The 19617-nt window shown below is 69.6% G+C and carries 14 protein-coding genes; 4 read left to right on the top strand and 10 right to left on the bottom strand.

All coding sequences use genetic code 11. The features are described 5' to 3' along the window. Nucleotides 1-128: 128 nt before the first annotated feature. Nucleotides 129-818 (top strand): TetR/AcrR family transcriptional regulator, encoded by a 690-nt coding sequence (locus IF54_RS0132765; RefSeq protein ID WP_107047926.1) that lies wholly within the window; start codon nucleotides 129-131, stop codon nucleotides 816-818. Nucleotides 819-852: 34 nt separating this feature from the next. Here IF54_RS0132765 and IF54_RS0132760 read toward each other — a convergent pair whose 3' ends face one another. The 3 genes from IF54_RS0132760 to pulA all read right to left on the bottom strand — a co-directional run bounded on the left by IF54_RS0132760 (nucleotide 853) and on the right by pulA (nucleotide 8341). Continuing rightward, complete coding sequence (locus IF54_RS0132760) at nucleotides 853-1212, bottom strand: 5-carboxymethyl-2-hydroxymuconate Delta-isomerase (protein ID WP_030325435.1); 360 nt, start codon at nucleotides 1210-1212, stop codon at nucleotides 853-855. A gap of 29 nt (nucleotides 1213-1241) precedes the next feature. Beyond that, nucleotides 1242-2861, bottom strand: a complete 1620-nt coding sequence (locus IF54_RS0132755; protein WP_030325433.1) for a SpoIIE family protein phosphatase — start codon at nucleotides 2859-2861, stop codon at nucleotides 1242-1244. 74 nt (nucleotides 2862-2935) lie between these two features. Beyond that, nucleotides 2936-8341, bottom strand: coding sequence for a pullulanase-type alpha-1,6-glucosidase (gene pulA, locus IF54_RS0132750; RefSeq protein ID WP_030325431.1), 5406 nt, complete (start codon nucleotides 8339-8341; stop codon nucleotides 2936-2938). A 171-nt stretch (nucleotides 8342-8512) separates the two neighbouring features. On the opposite strand from pulA, the gene IF54_RS0132745 reads away from it, so the two are divergent. Beyond that, a complete protein-coding gene (locus IF54_RS0132745) occupies nucleotides 8513-8881 on the top strand; it encodes a hypothetical protein (protein WP_234439119.1) in 369 nt (122 codons plus the stop codon). Here IF54_RS0132745 and IF54_RS0132740 read toward each other — a convergent pair. From IF54_RS0132740 to IF54_RS0132715, 6 genes are all read right to left on the bottom strand, one after another. Continuing rightward, nucleotides 8857-10248 carry an alpha-amylase gene (locus IF54_RS0132740; RefSeq protein ID WP_030325429.1) on the bottom strand — a complete coding sequence of 464 codons (1392 nt, stop codon included), beginning with the start codon at nucleotides 10246-10248 and terminating at the stop codon, nucleotides 8857-8859. The two genes, IF54_RS0132745 and IF54_RS0132740, sit on opposite strands and share 25 nt — an antisense overlap. Nucleotides 10249-10357: 109 nt before the next feature. Beyond that, a complete protein-coding gene (locus IF54_RS0132735; protein ID WP_030325428.1) occupies nucleotides 10358-10924 on the bottom strand; it encodes a dihydrofolate reductase family protein in 567 nt (188 codons plus the stop codon). A 134-nt stretch (nucleotides 10925-11058) separates the two neighbouring features. Further along, nucleotides 11059-12720, bottom strand: a complete 1662-nt coding sequence (locus IF54_RS0132730; RefSeq protein WP_030325424.1) for a glycoside hydrolase family 13 protein — start codon at nucleotides 12718-12720, stop codon at nucleotides 11059-11061. A 215-nt stretch (nucleotides 12721-12935) separates the two neighbouring features. After that, on the bottom strand, nucleotides 12936-13841 hold the full coding sequence (locus IF54_RS0132725; RefSeq protein WP_030325422.1) for a sugar ABC transporter permease: 906 nt from the start codon (nucleotides 13839-13841) through the stop codon (nucleotides 12936-12938). Between the two features lie 13 nt (nucleotides 13842-13854). Further along, a complete protein-coding gene (locus IF54_RS0132720) occupies nucleotides 13855-14859 on the bottom strand; it encodes a carbohydrate ABC transporter permease (RefSeq protein ID WP_030325420.1) in 1005 nt (334 codons plus the stop codon). Between the two features lie 135 nt (nucleotides 14860-14994). Further along, complete coding sequence (locus IF54_RS0132715; protein ID WP_030325417.1) at nucleotides 14995-16263, bottom strand: extracellular solute-binding protein; 1269 nt, start codon at nucleotides 16261-16263, stop codon at nucleotides 14995-14997. Nucleotides 16264-16613: 350 nt separating this feature from the next. Here IF54_RS0132715 and IF54_RS0132710 point away from each other — a divergent pair, with 350 nt between their 5' ends. Continuing rightward, a complete protein-coding gene (locus tag IF54_RS0132710; RefSeq protein ID WP_030325414.1) occupies nucleotides 16614-17648 on the top strand; it encodes a LacI family DNA-binding transcriptional regulator in 1035 nt (344 codons plus the stop codon). 166 nt (nucleotides 17649-17814) lie between these two features. Further along, a complete protein-coding gene (locus IF54_RS0132705; RefSeq protein WP_030325411.1) occupies nucleotides 17815-18693 on the top strand; it encodes a phosphatase PAP2 family protein in 879 nt (292 codons plus the stop codon). Here IF54_RS0132705 and IF54_RS0132700 read toward each other — a convergent pair. Continuing rightward, nucleotides 18690-19613 carry a LysR family transcriptional regulator gene (locus IF54_RS0132700; protein WP_030325406.1) on the bottom strand — a complete coding sequence of 308 codons (924 nt, stop codon included), beginning with the start codon at nucleotides 19611-19613 and terminating at the stop codon, nucleotides 18690-18692. The two genes, IF54_RS0132705 and IF54_RS0132700, sit on opposite strands and share 4 nt — an antisense overlap. Nucleotides 19614-19617 lie beyond the last annotated feature (4 nt).

The raw sequence follows: 19617 nt of genomic DNA, 5'->3' as shown, positions 1-19617 counted from the left end.
GGCGAGCGTTGAGAAGTGGGGCGAAACAGCCCGCCACAAGCACGACGTGCACGAATCGTGTGGGTCATGTGAACACCACTGGCCGGACCGGTCCGTTCCGGGCCGGATCCGATCGGTAAGGTGTTCGTATGACTACCGGGGTGCGTCGAAGAATGGGAGTCGAGGAACGGCGCGAGCAGTTGATCGGCGTCGCCCTCGAACTGTTCGCCCGTCGCTCGCCCGACGAGGTCTCGATCGACGAGATCGCGTCGGCGGCCGGCATCTCCCGGCCGCTGGTCTACCACTACTTCCCGGGCAAACTCAGCCTGTACGAAGCCGCGTTGAAGCGGGCGGCAGAAGATCTGGCGAGCCGCTTCGAGGAGCCGCACGAGGGCTCGCTGGGCGGCCGGCTGCTGCGGGTGATGCGCCGCTTCTTCGACTTCGTGGACGAACACGGGCCCGGTTTCTCGGCGTTGATGCGCGGCGGTCCCGCCGTGGGCTCCTCGGCGACCAACGCGCTCATCGACTCCGTACGCCAGGTCGCCTACCAGCAGATCCTGTCCCATCTGCGGGTGACGGATCCGCCCGCGCGCCTCGAACTGCTCATCCGCTCCTGGATCTCGCTCGCCGAGTCGACGGCCCTGATCTGGCTGGACGGCCGGCGCATCCCCCGCGCCGAGCTGGAGTCGCAGCTCGTCCACGACTTCGCCGCTCTGGCCGCGGTGGGCGCGGCCTACGACGAGGAGATGACGGCGCTGCTGCGGCACATGCTCAAGGACGAGCCGCACGACGGCCCGTTCACCGACCTCGCCGCACGGCTGATCTCACTGGCCTCCTGAGAACCCTCAGCGTCCTCCGGCCTCCTGAGAACCCTCAGCGTTCGAACTTCCGGTACGACGCGTCGAGGTCGCGCACCTCGGCCGAGGCGTGCAGGACGCTCGTGCCGTCGTCCTCCACATGCTTCCTCAGCAGCTCCAGGACGGCCTCGGTGAGCCGGGCCTTGGTGTCCTCGGTGCGCCCGGCGAGCAGTCCCAGCGTGACATGGACGACCCCGTGTCCCTGCACGTCCGGGTCCTCGTAGCCGAACGCGGTGACCTCGCTCGCCCGGAACTGCGTCTTGCACGCCTCCGGCTTGGCGGCCGCGATCTCGACGACGGCCGTGTGCAGGTCCCTCGCGAAGGCCTCCCTGTCGAAGCTGAGGAAACGCGAGTGGTCGACGGTGATCTGCGGCATGGGCACTCCTGTTCCAAGGCGACGAAAAGTCACCCTAGCCGCAGCGCCAGCATCGCGATGTCGTCCTCCCGGTCGTGGCCGAAGGTGTCCAGCAGGGTGTCGCACAGGGCGTTCAGGCCGGGCAGCGCGCCGGAGGCGGCCGCGCGCAGCTGCTCCATGGAGGTCGTGAGGTCGGTGCCGCGGGTCTCGATGAGGCCGTCCGTGACCATGAGGAGCCGGTCGGTGGGTTCGAGGAAGAGTTCGGTGGCCGGCGGGTGGACCAGGCCGACGCCGAGCAGCGGGCCGGCCGCCTTGACGTAGTCGGCGGTGCCGGTGTCGCGGACGATCAGGGGCGGGATGTGCCCGGCGTTGGCGATCCGCGTGCGCCCGGTGCCCGGGTCGACCAGGGCCAGGCAGACGGTCGCCGTGGTGTCGGGGTGGTAGCGCTGGAGCGTGCGGTCCAGGCGCTCGGCGAGGACGGCCGGGTCGCTCTCGTCGACGGCGTAGGCCCGCAGCGCGTGCCGCAGCTCGACCATGACGGTCGCCGCGTCCAGGGAGTGCCCGACGACGTCGCCGACCGCGGTGAGGATGCCCTCGTCCACGCGCAGCGCCGCGTAGAAGTCGCCGCCGATCTCGGTCTGCCGGGAGGCGGGGACGTAGCGGACCACGATGTCGAGGCCCGGCAGGTCGGGCAGCCGGTGCGGCTGGGGCAGGAAGCTGTGCTGGAGGGTGAGGGCGACATGCCGCTCGACCTTGTACATGAGCAGCGGCTCGGCGGCGAGCGCGGTGGCCTGGGCGAGCTGGGCCAGCAGCGTCTCGCCCTCCAGGCCAACCCTGCGCATGCCGCGCGCGGGCGCGGCCAGGCACACCGGCGCATGGCCGTCCTGGGTGACGACGAGGGCGAGCCGGGCGTCGTGCTCGACGCCGGGCCGGAAGTACCCGGCGGGCCACAGCGGCGCGGGCACGGTGGTCAGCTGCACTCCGGCCTGGCCGCGGGTGAGCCGGCGCAGCAGCCCGGCCACGATCCGGTCGGCGTCCTCTCCCGGCAGCGAGACGGGGATGCGGTCGCGGGACAGGCCGCGATAGAGCTGGTCGTCCTGGTCGAGGACGAAGACGGCGGCGGGGGTGCCGGTGAGCCGCGAGACGCCCTCGGCGGCCGCGTCGGAGAGCTCCTGGAGGGTGCGGGCGGACTGGATGGTGACGATGGTCTCGGACAGCAGGGTGAGCCGCCGTACCAGCGCCTGGTCGCCGGCCCGCAGTTGCGCGTTGCGTACGGCGGCCCGGACCACGGCCTCGATCTCCAGGGGTTCGGCGGGCACCTTCAGATAGGCCTCGACGCCCATGTCCATGCCCGCGCAGTGCACGGCGGGCGGCACGGCGGAGGCCGAGAAGTGCACGACGGGCATCCGGGCCGTGTGCGGGCGTTCCTTGAACAGCCGGCACAGGTCGAAGCCGCTCATGTCGGGCAGCCCGACGTCCACGAGGGCCACGTCGGGGAGGGTGCCCTTGCGCAGCCGGGTGTCGAGTTCGGCGAGGGCCTCCGCGCCGGAGGCGGCCGGTACCACCCGGTGCCCCGCGCGGCTCAGCACGGTGCCCATGGCGTACCGGCTGGCCTCCACGTCGTCCACGACCAGCACGGTCGTGCCCGTCAGCTTGCCTTTGACGTCCATCTGTCACCCCCTCGGGCAACACCGGTGGAGCGGACCGGGGTTCTGGGTCCGCTCCACCAAGGTAATGCGTTCAGCTAGGGATGGCGCTGGAAAACGGCCACGGTCCGCTCCGGAACGGCGAAGGTACCGGATTTCCTGTCGAACGAGGCCTGCTTGACGGTAGGGTCCGCCCCTGCCCGCTGCACCGGGTGCAGCTGGTAGGTGCTTCCGGCGAGGGTCTGGACGCGCTGGTCCTGTTCCTTCGGGGTGGCGTTGAAGACGATCACGAGGTCACCGAGTTCCATGGTGATGACGCCGGGCGTCTCGTCCGTGCCGGAGAGCGGGAAGGACAGCTGCGACTGCACCCGGTCCGCGGTGGCGAGCGAGAACGCCTTCTCCGTCGTACGGATCCGCAGCAGGTCCTGGTAGGCGGCCGAGGCGCCCTCGATCTGAGGGCAGCCGACCTTCACCGAGCTCAACAGGGGCTTGGCGTACGGCCACTTGGAGGCGTTGTCGGCCGCCATGGGCAGTCCGCGGCCGAAGCCGTTGCCGTCCTGGCAGTTCCAGTGGATCGCGTTGAACCAGTCGCCGCTATCGAAGGAGTTGCGGTCCAGGGACTTGGAGCGCAGCAGGTCGGTGCCCGCCTGGGAGAGCGCCGGGCCCTGGGAGAGGGCGGCCGTGGCCATCGCGAGGACCTGTGCGCGTGCCCGGTCGGAGGCGCCGGTGTCCGCGGGCAGCTTGTAGGTCAGCGCGTCGAACAGCGACTCGTTGTCGTGCGCGTCGGCGTAGGCGAGGGCGTCGCCGGGCGCGTCCGCGTATCCGGCGGGCTGACCGTTGTAGTCGACCTGGGCGCCGGTGACCTCCTTGCCGGCGGTGTCGGTGAAGCGGTACTTCGCGAGGTTGCCGGAGAGACCGACCTTGATGAGGTCCTGGTAGTGGAGGAGGCGGGCCTTCTGCTCCTCCGGAGTGCCGTTGCTCTTGGAGGAGTTGGGGTCGGTGTAGAGCCCGGACGCGAAGCCCTGGACGCCGGGGTCCTCGTCGAAGGGGCCGCCGCCGCGCACGGCGTCGCGGGCGCGGTCGGAGAAGGTCGCGATGCCGGTGCCGGCCATGTTCTTCTGGGTGGCCTGCACGAAGCGGGCGTCGTCGGCGACCTCGCCGAAGTTCCAGCCCTCGCCGTAGAGGATGATCTTCTTGCCGTCGACGCCGTCCTTCTTGAGGGTCAGGGTGTCGAGGGCCTTGCGGACGGCCAGGATGTTGGCCTTGGGGTGGTGGCCCATGAGGTCGAAGCGGAAGCCGTCGACCTTGTACTCCTTGGCCCAGGTGACGATCGAGTCGACGACCAGCTTGCCCATCATCGCGTTCTCGGTGGCGGTGTTGGCGCAGCAGGTGCTGTTGGCGACCGACCCGTCGGCGAGGAGCCGCTGGTAGTAGCCGGGCACGATCCGGTCGAGCACGCTCGTGGCGGCCTGTCCGCTCGCCGCGGTGTGGTTGTAGACGACGTCCATGACGACTCGGAGGCCGTCCTCGTTCAGGGACTTGACCATCCTGCGGAACTCGACCGTGCGGCCGGTGCCGTCCGGGTCGGTGGCGTAGGAGCCCTCGGGGACCGTGTAGTGGTACGGGTCGTAGCCCCAGTTGTAGGCGTCCTTCGCGGCGGACTTGGCGACGCACGCCTGCTGCTGGTCGGAGTCGGCCGGGTAGGAGGCGAGGTCGCAGCCGGGGGTCTCCTGGTCCTGGCGGCGTTCGGGGACGGTGGCGATGTCGAAGGCGGGCAGGAGGTGGACGTACGAGGTGCCCGCCTTCGCGAGCTGCCTCAGGTGGCGGGAGCCGTCGCTGTTGCGGTCGGTGAAGGCGAGATAGGTGCCCCGGTCCTTCGCGGGCACGGTGTCGTCCGCCACCGAGAAGTCCCGGATGTGCAGCTCCTGGATCTCGGCGTCCCTGAGCGGTACGGCCTTCGGCTTGGTGTACGTCGACCAGCCGCCCGGTGCCAGGGACCTGTCGGCGAGGTCGACGACGAGGCTGCGTGCCGAGTCGGTGGTGAGGGCCACCGAGTAGGGGTCGGTGACCTTGTTGGTGACCAGCTTCCCGACGCTGGGCGCCCAGACCTTCACCACGTACCGGTAGGGCTTGCCCTTCCAGGACGCCGGGCCGGTGACGGACCAGACGCCGGTGGTGGCGTCGCGGCGCATCGGCACGGTGGAGCCGGCCAGCTCCAGCCGCACCGACTGGGCGGTGGGCGCCCACACGGACAGCGTGGGACGGCCCCGGTGGAAGACCGGGCCCAGCTGGGCCTTGGTCGCGGCGGGGTACAGGTCGTCGAGGACGCCGGCGATCTGGACGCCGGTCGCGCTCAGCACGGCGCCGTTCGCGGCCCGTTGGGAGGCCACGAGCTGGCCGGTGAGGGCCTGCTTCACCCGGTCGCGGTCCCGCGGGTCGACTGACCAGGCCGTGTAGTCCTTCAGGTGGGGGAACTTCGCCTTCTGGGCGTCGGTGAGCGCGGTCCTCGTCAGCCGCAGCCAGCGCTCGTCGTCGCTGGTCAGGGTGCCGTCCTTGACGGCGATCGAGCCGTCGTGCGAGTACACCAACTGGGTGGAGGCGGCACTGTCGTTGCCGTTCCAGGCGACCGTGTCCCGGTCGAGCCAGACCGCCTTGGAGGTGGTCGGGTCGAGTGCGGCGGCGGACCCGGCGGGTTGCGGGAGGAGGTACTCCTCCCGGCCGTTCAGCAGCCACACCTCGTGGCCGTTCGCCGTGAGGTCCAGGGACTGGTCGGTGGGCAGGTCCTTCTCGTCGCCCTTGTGGATGATGTAACTCAGGCTCGTGGCACCGGCGTTGAGCGGCACCTCGTACACGGCCCCGTAGGAGTCGGTCCGCACCGGCTCCAGCGGCTTGGACCATTCGGTGGGGTTGGCGGCGCCCGTCCAGACGTGCAGGCCCCAGCCGTCGTAGTTCCCGTCGGCGCGGTGGTAGTGGACGACCGCCTTGGTGGTGTCCTGCGCCGGGTAGTCGGGCCGCTGGGTCTGCATGGCGTCCTTACCCTGCTCGATCCACACCTCGCCGGTCTTGGTGACGTCGATCGTGCGGTCGGTGGCGACGTCCTTGTTGCCGTCCTTGTCGATGACGAGGAAGCCGACGTCGGAGGCGCCGGGCTTCAACTTGACGTAGGCGAAGGCGCCGTACGCGTCCCGGCCGGTGAAGGGGTGGCTCGCGGGCCAGGTGGTGGACTCGCCGTCGGCGAGGTCGCCCCAGGCGTACAGGCCCCAGTCGGCGTAGTCGCCGTCGGTGCGCTTGTAGTGGACGATCGCGTAGTCGCGGGAGGAGGCCGTGGGGGGCTCCGCGACGGGCGGGGTGCCGGTGACGGACTCGGCCGTGGCCGAGGCGGTGCGGCCGGCCGAGTCGACGACAACGGCCTTGTAGCGCAGGGCGGTTCCGGCCTTGAGGTCCTTCCCAAGGGTCTGAGTGACCTTGTACGGGGCGTGGTCCGCGGATCCGAGCGTCCGCCACTTCCCCGTGCCCGTCTGGGCGGCGAAGACGACCCGGTTGAGCTGTCCGCCGTCCACGTCGGCGGTGAGCTCGACGGTGCCGGTGACGCCGGCGGCCGGGGCCTTGAGGGTGATCGTCGGCTTGGTGACGGGCTTGGCGAGCTTGCCCGCCGCCTTGAGAACGATCGCGGAGCCCGCCGGGACGGTGACGGTGATCTTCTTGTCGGCGTCGGACGTCACTGTCGCGTCCGCGCCGTAGATCCCGTGATAGGCGATGTGCGCCGAACCGGTCGCGAAGGAGGCCGACTTGGCCTCGGTCGCGTTGTTGAAGGCGACGAGGTACTCCCGGCCGGTCTTCGCGTCGGTGCGGGAGAAGGCGTAGATCCCGGGCCCGTCCGCCGCGTACCGCTGCTCCTGGACACCGTCCGTCAGGGCCGGGTTGGCCTTGCGGAGCCCCGCGAGTGCCGCGATCTGCCGGTACAGCGGGGCGTTCGTGTCGTAGGCGTCGCTCGCGTGGGTGCGGGTGGTGCCGATCTCGTCGTCGTCGAGGTAGTCGGGGACCTTCGAGGCGAACATCGTCTGGCGGGCGTCCTTGTCGCCGCCGGTGCCGGTGAAGCCCTGCTCATCGCCGTAGTAGACGACGGGGTTGCCGCGACTGAGGAACATCAGCTCGTTGGCGAGCCTGTCCTTGGCGAGGAGTTCGGCGTCGCCGGCCTTCGGGTTGTCCTGGTTCAGGAAGTACCCGATGCGGCCCATGTCGTGGTTGCCGAGGAAGGTGACCTGTTCGTAGGCGTTGGCCTTGTCGGTCGTGTACTTGTAGTCGTCGCCGAAGACACCGGCGAGTTTCTGCGCGCTGCCGCCCTGGGAGGCGTACTGCCGTGCCGCTTCCTGGAAGGGGAAGTCCAGGGTCGCGTCGAGGCGGCCCTGGGTGACGTACGGCGAGGTGATCGACGTGTCGGCGGAGTAGACCTCGCCGAACATGAAGAAGTTCTTCCGGCCCTGCTTGGCCGCGTAGGCGTCCAGGGCGGTGGCCCACTGGGTCCAGAACTCCATGTTCACGTGCTTCACGGTGTCGATCCGGAAGCCGTCGATGTCGAAGTCCCTGACCCAGCGCTGGTAGATCTTCTCCATGCCGGAGACGACCTCGGGGCGCTCGGTCCACAAGTCGTCGAGGCCGGAGAAGTCGCCGTAGGTGGTCGACTCGCCTGCGTAGGTGGAGTCGCCGCGGTTGTGGTACATCGCCGGGTCGTTGAGCCAGGCGGGGACCTTGGCGTTCGCGGCGGCGACGGTAGGGGTGCGAGGGAAGGAGTCGGCGTCGACGGGCGGGAAGTTCTTCGAGCCGTCCGCGTAGTCCGCGTCGTCGAAGGGCTGCCCGTCCTTCGTCAGATAGGGGAAGGCGCCCTTGGACAGGTAGTCGTAGGACTTCTCCTTGTAGTCGACGACGTCGGCCGTGTGGTTGGTGATGACGTCGAAGAAGACCTTCATGCCCTTGGCGTGGGCCTTGGAGATCAGTGTCTCCAGGTCCTTGTTGGTGCCGAAGTGCGGGTCGACCTGGGTGAAGTCCGTGATCCAGTAGCCGTGGTAGCCGGCCGAGGCGTTGGCACCCGTGCCCTGGACGGGACGGTTCTTGAAGATCGGGGCCATCCAGATGGCGGTGGTGCCGAGGCCCTTGATGTAGTCGAGGCGCTCGGTGAGGCCCTTGAGGTCCCCGCCCTGGTAGAAGCCCTTGTCGTTGGGGTCGTAGCCGGTGGAGAGGCGGGAACCGGTCAGACCGCCCTTGTCGTTGGCGGTGTCGCCGTTGGCGAAACGGTCCGGCAGGACGAAGTAGAACTGCTCACGGGTGTCGTCGTGCCGGGCCGGCTGTGCGGCGAGCTGCGCGTCGGAGGGCGGGGGCGGCGGGGTGTCCGCACGGGCGGACAGCGGCTGGACGAGCGCTGCGGCCAGCGCGGTCACGGTGACCGCGGCGACCCGTCCGGCATGCGCGGTGCGGCGCCTCGACGGCGCCGGCCATCTCGGTATCACTGACGTGGACTCCTTGCGATGTACGGCTCTTCGGGTCCGACCCCGCGCGACCGTATCGCCGCCGCAAGCCTTACAGCAAGAGTCGTGAAACGACCGGAAAGAACTTTCACGAAGCCGCACGCCCTTCATGACCGGTGGCCTCACGGGCGGCGCACGACTACCTTCCCGCGCATGGAACAGGAACCTCCCCTGGTGCGTGCGGTCCACCCGGAGCTGATCGAGGAACTGGCCGCCCTCCTGGAGGCGGAGGGGGAACGCGAGTTGGCCGTCTGTGTGCGGGATGTCCGACTGGTCGGCGAGTGCGGGTGCGGGGACGACTTCTGCCAGAGCATCCTGACGGCGGAGCATCCGCGGGGACGGCCGTACGGTCCGGGACACCGCTGTGTGCCGCTGCCGCCCTCGTCAGGAGATCTGATCCTCGACGTCGTGGACGGGCGCATCGTGTACATCGAGGTGCTGGGACGACCGCCCCTGCCCCGGCGGACGCAGCCGGAACAGGGGCCGTCGGAGGGCGGTCAGCAGCTGGACTTGCCGGTGTAGATCGCCAGCGCGGTGTTCGCACCCAGAGTGGCCGTGAACTGGCCGGCGGCGTTCACCGTCACGCTCGTGTTGTTCTGCACGTTGCAGTACGTCCCGGCGGGCAGCGAGGTCTGGTAGGTGCGGGTCAGGCCGCTCGACTCGTGGTTGATGGCCACGTAGCCCTTGGCGCCCCGCCCGAAGGCGATGGCGTCACCGCCGTTGTCCCACCAGTTGGTGACCGACTCGCCGCGCACCGCGTTGCGGAAGGCGACCATGCGGAGGATCTCCGGCCAGGCGTGCTGGCACTTCCAGCCGTCCTGCCAACAGGCGTTCACGGAGCCGTTGCTGGGCGGGCCCGCGTCCGTGTCGGACCACTCGTAGCCGGAGTTGATGTCAGGGGCACCGTAGGGATACGCAAGCATGAAGACGTTGGCCAGCGTGTAGTTCGCCCCGTCCTTGTAGTTGAGGGTGGAGCCGTTGCGCTCGGTGTCGTGGTTGTCGACGAAGACGCCGGCCACCGAGCTGTTCAGGTACCCCCAGCCCTCGCCGTAGTTCTTCAGATAGGCGAGGTTCTCGTTGTTGAAGACCCGCTTGAGGTCGTAGGCGTAACGGAACTCCTGGACGTCCCCGTTGCCCGTGTACTCGGTGGGCTGGACGGCCTCCCCGCTGCCGTAGATGACCTCCTGCTTCCAGTACACCGACGGATTGCTGAGGCGGGACTTGATGTTGGCGAGGTCGGCGGTGTCGATGTGCTTGGCCGCGTCGATGCGGAAGCCGTCGACACCGAGGGAGAGCAGGTCGTTCATGTACCCGGCGATCGCGCCGCGGACGTACGACTCACCTGTGTCGAGGTCGGCCAGGCCGACCAGCTCGCAGTGCTGGACGTTCCAGCGGTCCTGGTAGTTGGTGACCTGGGAGGTGCAGTCGTCGAAGTCGTAGGAGGAGTACAGGCCGGGGTAGTTGTACTTCGTGTACGACGAACCGCCGGTGCCGGTGCCGCTGCCCGCGGCCATGTGGTTGACGACGGTGTCGGCGACGACCTTCACCCCGGCCGCGTGGCAGGTGTTCACCATGTTCTGGAAGGCCGTCCGGTCACCGAGCCGGCCCGCGATCTTGTAGCTCACCGGCTGGTACGAGGTCCACCACTGCGGGCCCTGGATGTGCTCTGCGGGCGGGGAGACCTGGACGTAGCCGTATCCGGCGGGGCCGAGGGTGGTGGTGCACTCCTTGGCGACCGAGGCGAAGTTCCATTCGAAGAGGACTGCGGTGACGTCCTTGCCGCCCGGCGGGGAGGCCTGGGCGGCACTGGGGGCGAGGACGGCGGCCGAGGCGGCGAACACGGTGGCGGCGGCCGTGGCGGTGGCTCTTGCGGACCATCTCGATATCACGTGGGGGTTCTCCTTGCCGGACGGCCAGGCGTCTTTGCCTGGCGCCGGCGAGAACGTACCGCTGTTGAAATGTTTACAGCAAGAGTCGAGAAAGTAACAGAAAGAACTTTCACACTTGCTCTGCGGGCTTTCCGGGCAGGTCGTCGCGACGGCCCTCGCAGGAGTAGACGATCTCCACCGCCCCTCCGGGCAGGGCGCGTTGGCTCAGGAAGGTCAGCCCGGTCTCGGGGCCGAGCGCCGGGGTCAACTGGGTGCCACCGCCGAACAGCAGGGGCAGCACGACCAGTTCGAGACGGTCCAGGGCGCCGAGTGCGTGGAAGGTCGCGATGGTCCGCGGACCGCCGACGAGGTGGACGTCCCCGCCCCGGTTGGCCGCACGGATCTTCTCCAGGAGCCGGACCGGGTCGTCGTCGGTGGTCACGTGGTCGGGGGTGCCCTCCGGGCGGTGCGAGCCGAGGACGAACACGTCGAGGTCCGGCCACGGCCAGCGGCTGTTGGTGAGGGCGGGCTGGAAGGTCGTACGGCCCATGAGCGCGGCCTCGCAGTCCGCCAGGAACTCGCGGATGCCGTGGCTCTGGCCGGGGACGAACGCGGGGTCGGCGGTGAGCGCGGGCCAGCCGCTCGGGGTGGTCACATAGCCGTCGGCACTCATGCTGAGGCGGGCGCGGATCTGCATGATGTCTCCTTGAGCGGGGGGGGCGCCGGTGCGCCCTTTCACCCAAGCGTCGAACGCGGCTCCCGCCGATCGACACGCCCTGGAAAAAAATCACCGGGCCCCCCTCAGGGCCCGGTGATTCCTTCCGCGGGTGCTCAGGCGGTCGTCCACCACACGGTCGTGTCGGCCGCCACCTTCGCGTCCCCGTCGGCCTCGGCGACCTCACCGCTGGTCAGCAGCAGCCGGCCGTACGCCGGAGTCGTCACCGACTCGCCGCTGGTGTTCGCGACGCACACGAACTGTCCGCGCCGGAAGGCGAGGACCCCCTCGGGAGCCCGGAGCCACTCCACGGCGTCGCCGGCGCCCAGGTCGGGGCGCTCGCGCCGGACGGCGAGGGCCGAGCGGTAGAGCTCCAGGGTGGAGTCCGGATCGCCGGTCTGCGCCTCCACGCTCAGCTCGGCCCACTCCGGCGGCTGGGGCAGCCAGCTGCCGCCCGCGCCGAAGCCGTACGACGATCCCTCGCGCGTCCAGGGGATCGGCACCCGGCAGCCGTCGCGGAAGCCGTCCTGGCCGGCGCCGCGGAAGTACGCCGGGTCCTGACGGACCTCGTCGGCGAGGTCGACGACGTCCGGGAGGCCGAGCTCCTCGCCCTGGTAGATGTACGCCGATCCGGGCAGCGCCAGCATGAGCAGCGTGGCGGCGCGGGCCCGCCGCAGGCCCAGCTCCCGGTCGCCGGCCGTGCGGATCTGGGTACCGAGGCCGGGCGGGTTGGCGAAGCGGGTGGTGTGGCGGGTGACGTCGTGGTTGGAGAGCACCCAGGTGGCCGGGGCGCCGACCGGGCGCATCGCCTCCAGCGTGCGGTCGATGACCCCGCGCAGCTCCTTCGCGTCCCAGGCGGTGCTCAGGTACTGGAAGTTGAAGGCCTGGTGGAGTTCGTCGGGGCGGACGTAGTTCGCGGTGCGCTCGACGGTCGGCGTCCAGGCCTCGGCGACGAAGATGCGCTCGCCGGAGTACTCGTCGAGGATCAGCCGCCACTGGCGGTAGATCTCGTGGACGCCGTCCTGGTCGAAGAACGGCATGACATCGTTGCCCAGCAGCTTGAGCTGGTCGTGGGATCCAAGGTCGGGAAGGCCGTCCGCCTTCACCAGGCCGTGGGCCACGTCGATGCGGAAGCCGTCCACGCCCATGTCCAGCCAGAAGCGCAGGATGGAGCGGAACTCGTCGCCGACGGCGGGGTGGTCCCAGTTGAAGTCGGGCTGCTCGGGGGCGAAGAGGTGGAGGTACCACTCGCCGTCCTCGACGCGGGTCCACGCGGGGCCGCCGAAGATGGACTCCCAGTCATTGGGCGGGAGTTCGCCGTTCTCGCCCTTGCCGGGGCGGAAGTGGTAGCGGTCCCTGAGCGGAGACCCGGGCCCTTCCGCGACCGCGCGCTTGAACCACTCGTGCTGGTCGGAGGAGTGGTTGGGGACCAGGTCGACGATGGTCCGCAGGCCCAGGTCGCGGGCGTCGCGGATGAGGGCGTCGGCGTCCAGGAGGTTGCCGAACATGGGGTCCACGGCACGGTAGTCGGCCACGTCGTAGCCGGCGTCGGCCTGCGGCGAGGCGTAGAAGGGGCTCAGCCACACGGCGTCCACGCCGAGGTCGCGGAGGTACGGCAGTCGGGTACGGATGCCTTCCAGATCCCCCATGCCGTCACCGTTGCTGTCGGCGAAGCTGCGCGGATAGACCTGGTAGATCACCGCGTCCCGCCACCAGTCGCTGCGCTTGGCTTCGGCAGGGTGGGGGGCCGGGGCGATGGCGGAGTGCTGCTGGGTCATGGCGTCCTTGATGGGTAACGGGTTCATCAGGTCAAAGGTAGAAGGGGGACGAGGCGGCCGCGGTGACAGCGGGGTCGGATGGACACTGCGGCCGCCTCGGGAATGGGGGTGTGAGGGCTCGCCCCCACAGGGGCGCGGGCCTGTGCTGATTTGCGGCTGCCGCCGCGTGGGCGCGACCAGCCACGGCGGCGCCGCAGCCGGAAGACGACCGGCACCTACCCCTTCGTGCCACCGGCAGTAAGCCCCGTCACCAGGTTCTTCTGCACCAGGTAGAAGAACACCGACACCGGTATCGCGATCAGCACCGCCGTCGCCGCCATCAGGTTCCGCTGGGCGTCGTGCTCGCTGACGAAGCTCTGGAGCCCCACCGCGAACGTGTACTTCGTGTCGGACAGCATGAACGTCGACGCGAACGCGACCTCGCCGAACGCCGTCAGGAAGCTGTAGAACCCGGCCACCGCGAGTCCGGGCCGCGCGAGCGGCAGGATCAGCCGCGCGAACGTGCCGAAGGGGGTCAGCCCGTCGACCCGGCCGGCCTCGTCGATCTCGAACGGGATGGTGTCGAAGTACCCCTTGAGCAGCCAGGCGCAGTACGGCACCGCCGTCGAGCAGTACACCAGGATCAGCCCTAGGTAGCTGTCGATGAGCTTGAGGTCCGAGAGCATCTGGTACATCGGGACCATGAGGACGGCCACCGGGAACATCTGCGTGACCAGGAGCACCCACATGAACTTCCGGTAGCCCGGGAAGCGCATCCGGGAGACGGCGTACCCGGTGGTCGCCGCGATCAGCACCCCGATCACCGTGGTGCCGAGCGAGACGATCAGCGAGCTCTTGAGCCAGCTGAAGAACTCGGTGTGCTGGAGCACGAACGAGTAGTTGTCGAACGTCATCTTCTTCCAGATGCCGCCCGGGTGGAGGTAGTCGTCCTTGTCCGGGCCGAGGGACAGGAAGATCAGCCAGACGATCGGGAACAGCGCGATCAGGCTCGCGACGATCAGGATGCCGTGCGAGGCGAGGGAGCCGGCGAGGCTCTTGTCACCGCGGCCGCGGGTCCGGCGGGGCGCCTCGGCGGTCCGCTCGCTCACCGTGGCCGGGGTCTCGACTGTGGTCGTGCTCATGGGGACTCCGTCCTCAGATCGCGAGCTGCTGGTCATTGCGGTTCAGCCAGCGGCGGTAGAAGGAGGTGAAGACGATCAGGATGGCCAGCAGCAGGATGCCGTACGCCGCCGACTGCGCGAAGTCACGCGGCTGCTGTCCGAAGCCCAGGTAGTAGGCCCAGGTGACGAGGATCTGCGCGTCCGGCGCGGTGTTGCCGAACAGCAGGAAGATCACCGCGAACTGGTTGAACGTCCAGATGATGCCGAGCAGGACGACGGTGGAGCTGACGCTTCTGAGGCCCGGGAGGGTGACGTACCGGAACCGCTGCCAGGCGCTCGCGCCGTCCATCTCGGCGGCCTCGTACAGCGAGGCGTCGATGGACTGGAGCCCGCCGAGCAGCGAGACCATCATGAACGGCACACCGCACCAGGTGTTGACCATGATCGCGGCGAAGCGCTGCCAGAAGGTGTCCTCCAGCCAGGACGGGCTCGGCAGATGCAGCGCGTCCAGGGCGCTGTTGATGACGCCGCCGTCGGCGAGCATGAACCGCCAGCCGAAGACGGTGACGAAGGTCGGTACGGCCCAGGGCAGCACCAGGATCAGGCGGTACACGACCCGTCCGCGCAGCTTCTGGTTGAGCAGCAGCGCGAGGCCGAGCCCGATGCAGTAGTGCAGGGCGACGCACAGGGCCGTCCAGACGATCGTCCAGATGAAGTGCGACCAGAAGCGGTCGTAGGCCGTGTCGCCCCAGAGGATGTCGGCGTAGTTGTGCAGGCCGATGAACTTGTAGGTGGCGTCGATGTGGTTGACGCCGATCGTGCGGGCCGTGTTGAGGCTGTTGGCGTCGGTGAGCGTGAGGTAGACGCCGTACACCAGGGGGTAGAGCACGAGGACACCGATGACGACCGCCACCGGGGCGGTCATCGCGTAGGCGTACCAGTGTTTCTGGTAGCCGTGCTTCAGGCGTTGGCCCAGCCCGGGCCGCGGGGCGCGGTCACCGTGGCGTTTGCCGGTGGCGCGGTCGATGGCGACTGTCATGTTCGACACCTTCTGGAAGTTCTGCGGCTCTGAGAAGTGGCTGGGCGACGCGGCCCGCCGGGCACGGCCGGGCGCAGGCCGGTGGCCGCCGGATCACTCCCCCCGAAGTCCGGGAGATCCGGCGGCCACGCGGGCTCACTTGCTGAAGTCCGGCACCAGCTTGGCGATGGCGGTCTCGGCGTTGCCCAGGCCCTTGTCCAGGGACTCCTTGCCGCCGGCGACCTTGGGCAGCTCGGTGTCCAGCGGGCCCCACAGGGAGCTGTACTCGGGCAGGGCCGGGCGGGGCTGGGCGGCGGCGAGGACCGTGCCGTAGCCGGCGATGCCCGGGTCGGCCTTGACCTGGTCGGTGTAGGCGTCGTCGCGGGTGGGCAGCGTGGAGTTCTTCAGCGCGATGGTCGCCTGGGACTTCGCGGAGGTCATGAAGTTGACGAACTTCAGCGCGGCCTTCTGGTGGGCGGAGTCCGAGCCGGCGTAGACGGAAAGGTTGTGGCCGCCGGTCGGGGCGCCCGCCTTGCCGGTGGAGCCGGCCGGGACGGTGGCGATGCCGAGGTTGGCCTTGTCCGTGAACGCGGAGCCCTTGTAGAAGTTGGTGATCTCCCACGGGCCCTGGATGATCGCGGCGACCTTGCCGTTGACGAACGCGTCCTGGATGTGGGCGTAGGCGTCGGCGGTGGTGTCGGCCTTGTGCAGGCCCTTGCCGGAGAAGAGGCTCAGCCAGGTGCCGTAGGCCTTCTTGGCGGCGGGCGAGTTGACCGTGACCTTCTTCGCGGCGGCGTCGACGGTGTCGGTGCCCTCGCCGTAGAGGAAGGTCTGGGCGTAGTAGGCCTGGGTGGAGCCCCAGTAACCGTCGACGCCGGTCTTGTCCTTGATGGTGGCGGCGGCCTTCTTCAGGTCGTCCCAGGTCTTGGGGGCCTCGACGCCGGCCTTCTGGAAGAGCTGCTTGTTGTAGACCAGGGCGAGGGTGTCGGTGACCAGCGGCACGCCGTAGGTCTTGCCGTCGTACTTGGCCTGCTCGATCAGGTTGGGCTTGAACTTGGCCTGGTCGGCGAGGGCCTCGGTGCCGTCGAGGGGCAGGAAGTAGCCCTTCTTGGCGAAGGCGGGGGTCCAGCCGACCTCGGAGCGCAGCACGTCGGGGGCGCCGCTGGCACCGGCGGCGGTGTCGAACTTGTTCTGCGCCTGGTCGAACTGGACGTTGACGTACTTGACCTTGATGTTCTTGTTGGCGGCCTCGAAGTCCTTGATCAGGGCCTGGTACGTCGGCGCCTCATTGGTGGCGTTGGAGGTGTCCCACCAGGTGATGGTGACCGGACCGTCGGCCTTGTCGCCGCTGTCGCTTCCGCCGCAGGCCGTCGCCGCGAGGGCGAAGGACGCCACCAGCGCGGTGGCCGCTATGCCACGCCGCATGAGATCTCCTTGAGGGTGATGGCCCGTGTGCTGCTGTACTGCTGTGCTGCGAAGGGGGTCCCGTCCGCCTTCTCCGCCGGGCGTCGCCGAACGTAACAGCGATGCAAGACTTGCGAAAGACCTTGCAGCAAAAAACTGCAAGGGCCCGTTGAAGTTATCCGGGCGTGACCTCTCGGCGACCCTCGTGAGACCCTTGTTTACCGGGCTGGAACAGGGTGCGACCGGCTGTGCAAGACTCTGCAAGCTCTTGCCATCCTGGTGCCGTACGGGAATCATCCTCTTGCGGGACAAGCGGCGCCGACCAGAACAGAGGGACCGCGATGACGATACGGCCGGTACAGTCCGGTGCCGTGACCACACGGCTAGCCGACATCGCTGCTCAGGCGGGGGTGAGCGAAGCGACGGTCAGCCGGGTCCTCAACGGGAAGCCCGGCGTCGCCGCGACCACCCGCCAGTCCGTGCTCGCCGCACTCGACGTCCTGGGGTACGAGCGCCCGGTCCGGCTGCGGCAGCGCAGCGAGGGTCTGGTGGGCCTGATCACCCCGGAGCTGGAGAACCCGATATTCCCCGCCCTGGCGCAGGTGATCGGACAGGCGCTGACGCGGCAGGGCTACACCCCGGTGCTCGCCACCCAGACCCCGGGCGGTTCCACGGAGGACGAGCTCACCGAGATGCTCGTCGACCGGGGCGTGGCGGGCATCATCTTCGTCTCCGGACTGCACGCGGACACCTCCGCGGACATGCAGCGCTACGAGCAGCTGCGGGCGCAGGGCGTGCCGTACGTGCTGGTGGACGGCTTCTCGCCGAAGGTGCAGGCGCCCTTCATCTCCCCCGACGACCGTGCGGCGATGAACCTGGCGGTGACCCACCTGGTGTCGCTCGGACACACCAGGATCGGTCTGGCGCTCGGCCCCAAGCGGTTCGTGCCGGTGCAGCGCAAGATCGAGGGGTTCGTGCGCACCATGCAGGACCAGCTCGGCCTCCCCGCCGCGACCGTCGAGGAGAAACTGGTCCAGCACTCGCTCTACACCCTGGAGGGCGGCCAGGCGGCGGCCACGGCCCTCATCGAGCGGGACTGCACGGCGGTGGTGTGCGCGAGCGACATGATGGCGCTCGGCGCGATACGGGCGGCCCGGCAGCTGGGGCTCGACGTGCCGAAGGACGTCTCGGTCGTGGGCTTCGACGACTCCCCGCTGATCGCCTTCACCGACCCGCCGCTGACGACGATCCGCAAGCCGGTGCCGGCCATGGGGCAGGCGGCGGTGCGGACACTGCTGGAGGAGATCGGCGGAACGCCCGCGCCGCACAGCGAGTTCGTGTTCATGCCGGAGCTGGTGGTACGGGGTTCCACGGCGTCGGCGCCCGGGGAACGCACGCGTCCGTAGCGGGCGTGGACCCTGAGGTACCCACTCCTCCGCAGGGCGGAGAAACCGGGCGCCATCCACATCCCGGGGAGGAGAAGGGGACAGTCGCCCCGCCGTAGGACATGCGGCCCGAACCCGACCAGGGGATGATCGGGGGGACAGGGCCTTTCTGGCAGACTTTGTGTCTATGGGTGACTCGACCGTGACCAGTCTGGACGACCGTGAGAACACGGCCGTTCCCGACTCCCTCACGGCCTCGGAACGCCCCGGTCTCCTGCGCCGGCTGCGCACCCCGCGCCGGCCGCGCCTCTGGTTGGAGATCCTGCTGATCGCGGTCAGTTACTGGACGTACTCGCTGATCCGCAACGCGGTGCCGGAGCAGAGGGCACAGGCCCTGCGCAACGCCGACTGGATCTGGCGGACGGAGCACCATCTCGGCATCGCCGTCGAGGAGTCCGTCAACCACGCGGTGAACTCGGTGACTTGGCTCATCGTCGGGATGAACTACTACTACGCCACCCTGCACTTCATCGTGACGCTGAGCGTCCTGGTGTGGCTCTTCCGCTGCCATCCGGGCCGGTACGCGGCGACGCGTCTGGTGCTGTTCGCGACCACGGGCGTGGCACTGGTCGGCTACTACCTGTACCCGCTGGCGCCCCCACGGCTGATGAACCGCGGTGACTTCGTCGACACCGTCATGGTCCACCAGACCTGGGGCTCGATGGCCTCCGGCGACCTCAAGCACGTGTCCAACCAGTACGCCGCGATGCCGTCCATGCACATCGGCTGGTCCCTGTGGTGCGGGCTGACGATCTTCGCGCTGGCCTCGGTGCCGTGGGTGCGGGTGCTGGGCCTCCTGTACCCGGCGGCGACCCTGCTGGTCATCGTCGCCACCGCCAACCACTTCTGGCTCGACGCGGTGGGCGGCGCCGTGTGCCTGCTGTTCGGCTTCACGGTGGCCCGCCTCTGGTACGGGAAGCTGCCGTACCGGCTGCCGAAGACCGTTCCGGACAGAGACCGCGCCGGCAGCCCGCGGCCGTTCCCCTCCGGAGACCGCGCCGGCTAGCCCGCGGCCGCTTCCCCTCCGGACCGGGACCGCGCCGGCTGACCCGCGGCCGCTGCCCGCAGCGCCTCGACGAACACCTCCAGGGCGGGTTGCGGTGCCGCGCACTCCCGTACGGCGGCGAGGATCGCCCGGGTCGGTTCCGGCTCCTTCAGCGGGCGTACGACGACGTCGGGGTGCCGTCCTCCCAGGCCGAGACGTGGGATCAGGGTGACCCCGAGTCCCGCCGCGACGAAGCCCTGCGCGGTGGCGTAGTCCTCGCTGTCGACGACGAAGCGGGGCTGGAACCCGGCCGCCGCGCAGGCGCCGAGCTGGGCGTCGAGACAGGGCCCGGGCCATTCGCTGCCGACCCAGGGTTCGTCGGCCAGGTCGGTCAGCCGGAGGGTGCGGCGGGCCGCGAGGGGGTGGGCCTTCGGCAGCACGGCGAGGTACGGATCGTCCAGCAGGTGCAGCAGCCGTACGCCGTCGTGGTCACCCGGTCCGACGACCAGGGCCAGGTCGGCCCGGCCCTCCCGGACGTCCGGCAGCGGGTCGGGGCCGGCCAGCTTCAACTCGATCCGCACGCCGGGCCGTTCGGATCGCCGCCGGGCCACCGCGGGGGCGACCAGACGGGCCCCGGCCGTGGCGAAGTAACGCACCGAGAGGCGGGCCGTGCGCCCCGCGAGCAGGTCCGCGAGGGCCGTCTCCGCCTCGGCGACCCGCCGGCCGATCGCGTCCGCGTGCTCGGTGAGCAGCAGCCCGGCGGCGGTGGGCCGCACACCACGCCCGACCCGTTCGAGGAGTTCGGTCCCGGCCTCCTTCTCCAGTGCCGCCACCTGCTGGCTGATCGCGGAGGGCGTGTACCCGAGCCGGGCCGCGGCCGCGGTGACGGAACCGGTGCTCACCACGGCCGCCAGCATCTGCATCCGTCGCACATCAAGCATGTAC

This window comes from Streptomyces sp. NRRL B-3229 (genome assembly GCF_000719505.1).
GTDB classification, from domain to species: Bacteria; Actinomycetota; Actinomycetes; order Streptomycetales; family Streptomycetaceae; genus Streptomyces; species Streptomyces griseorubiginosus.
This window is presented reverse-complemented; position numbering and strand designations above follow the sequence as displayed.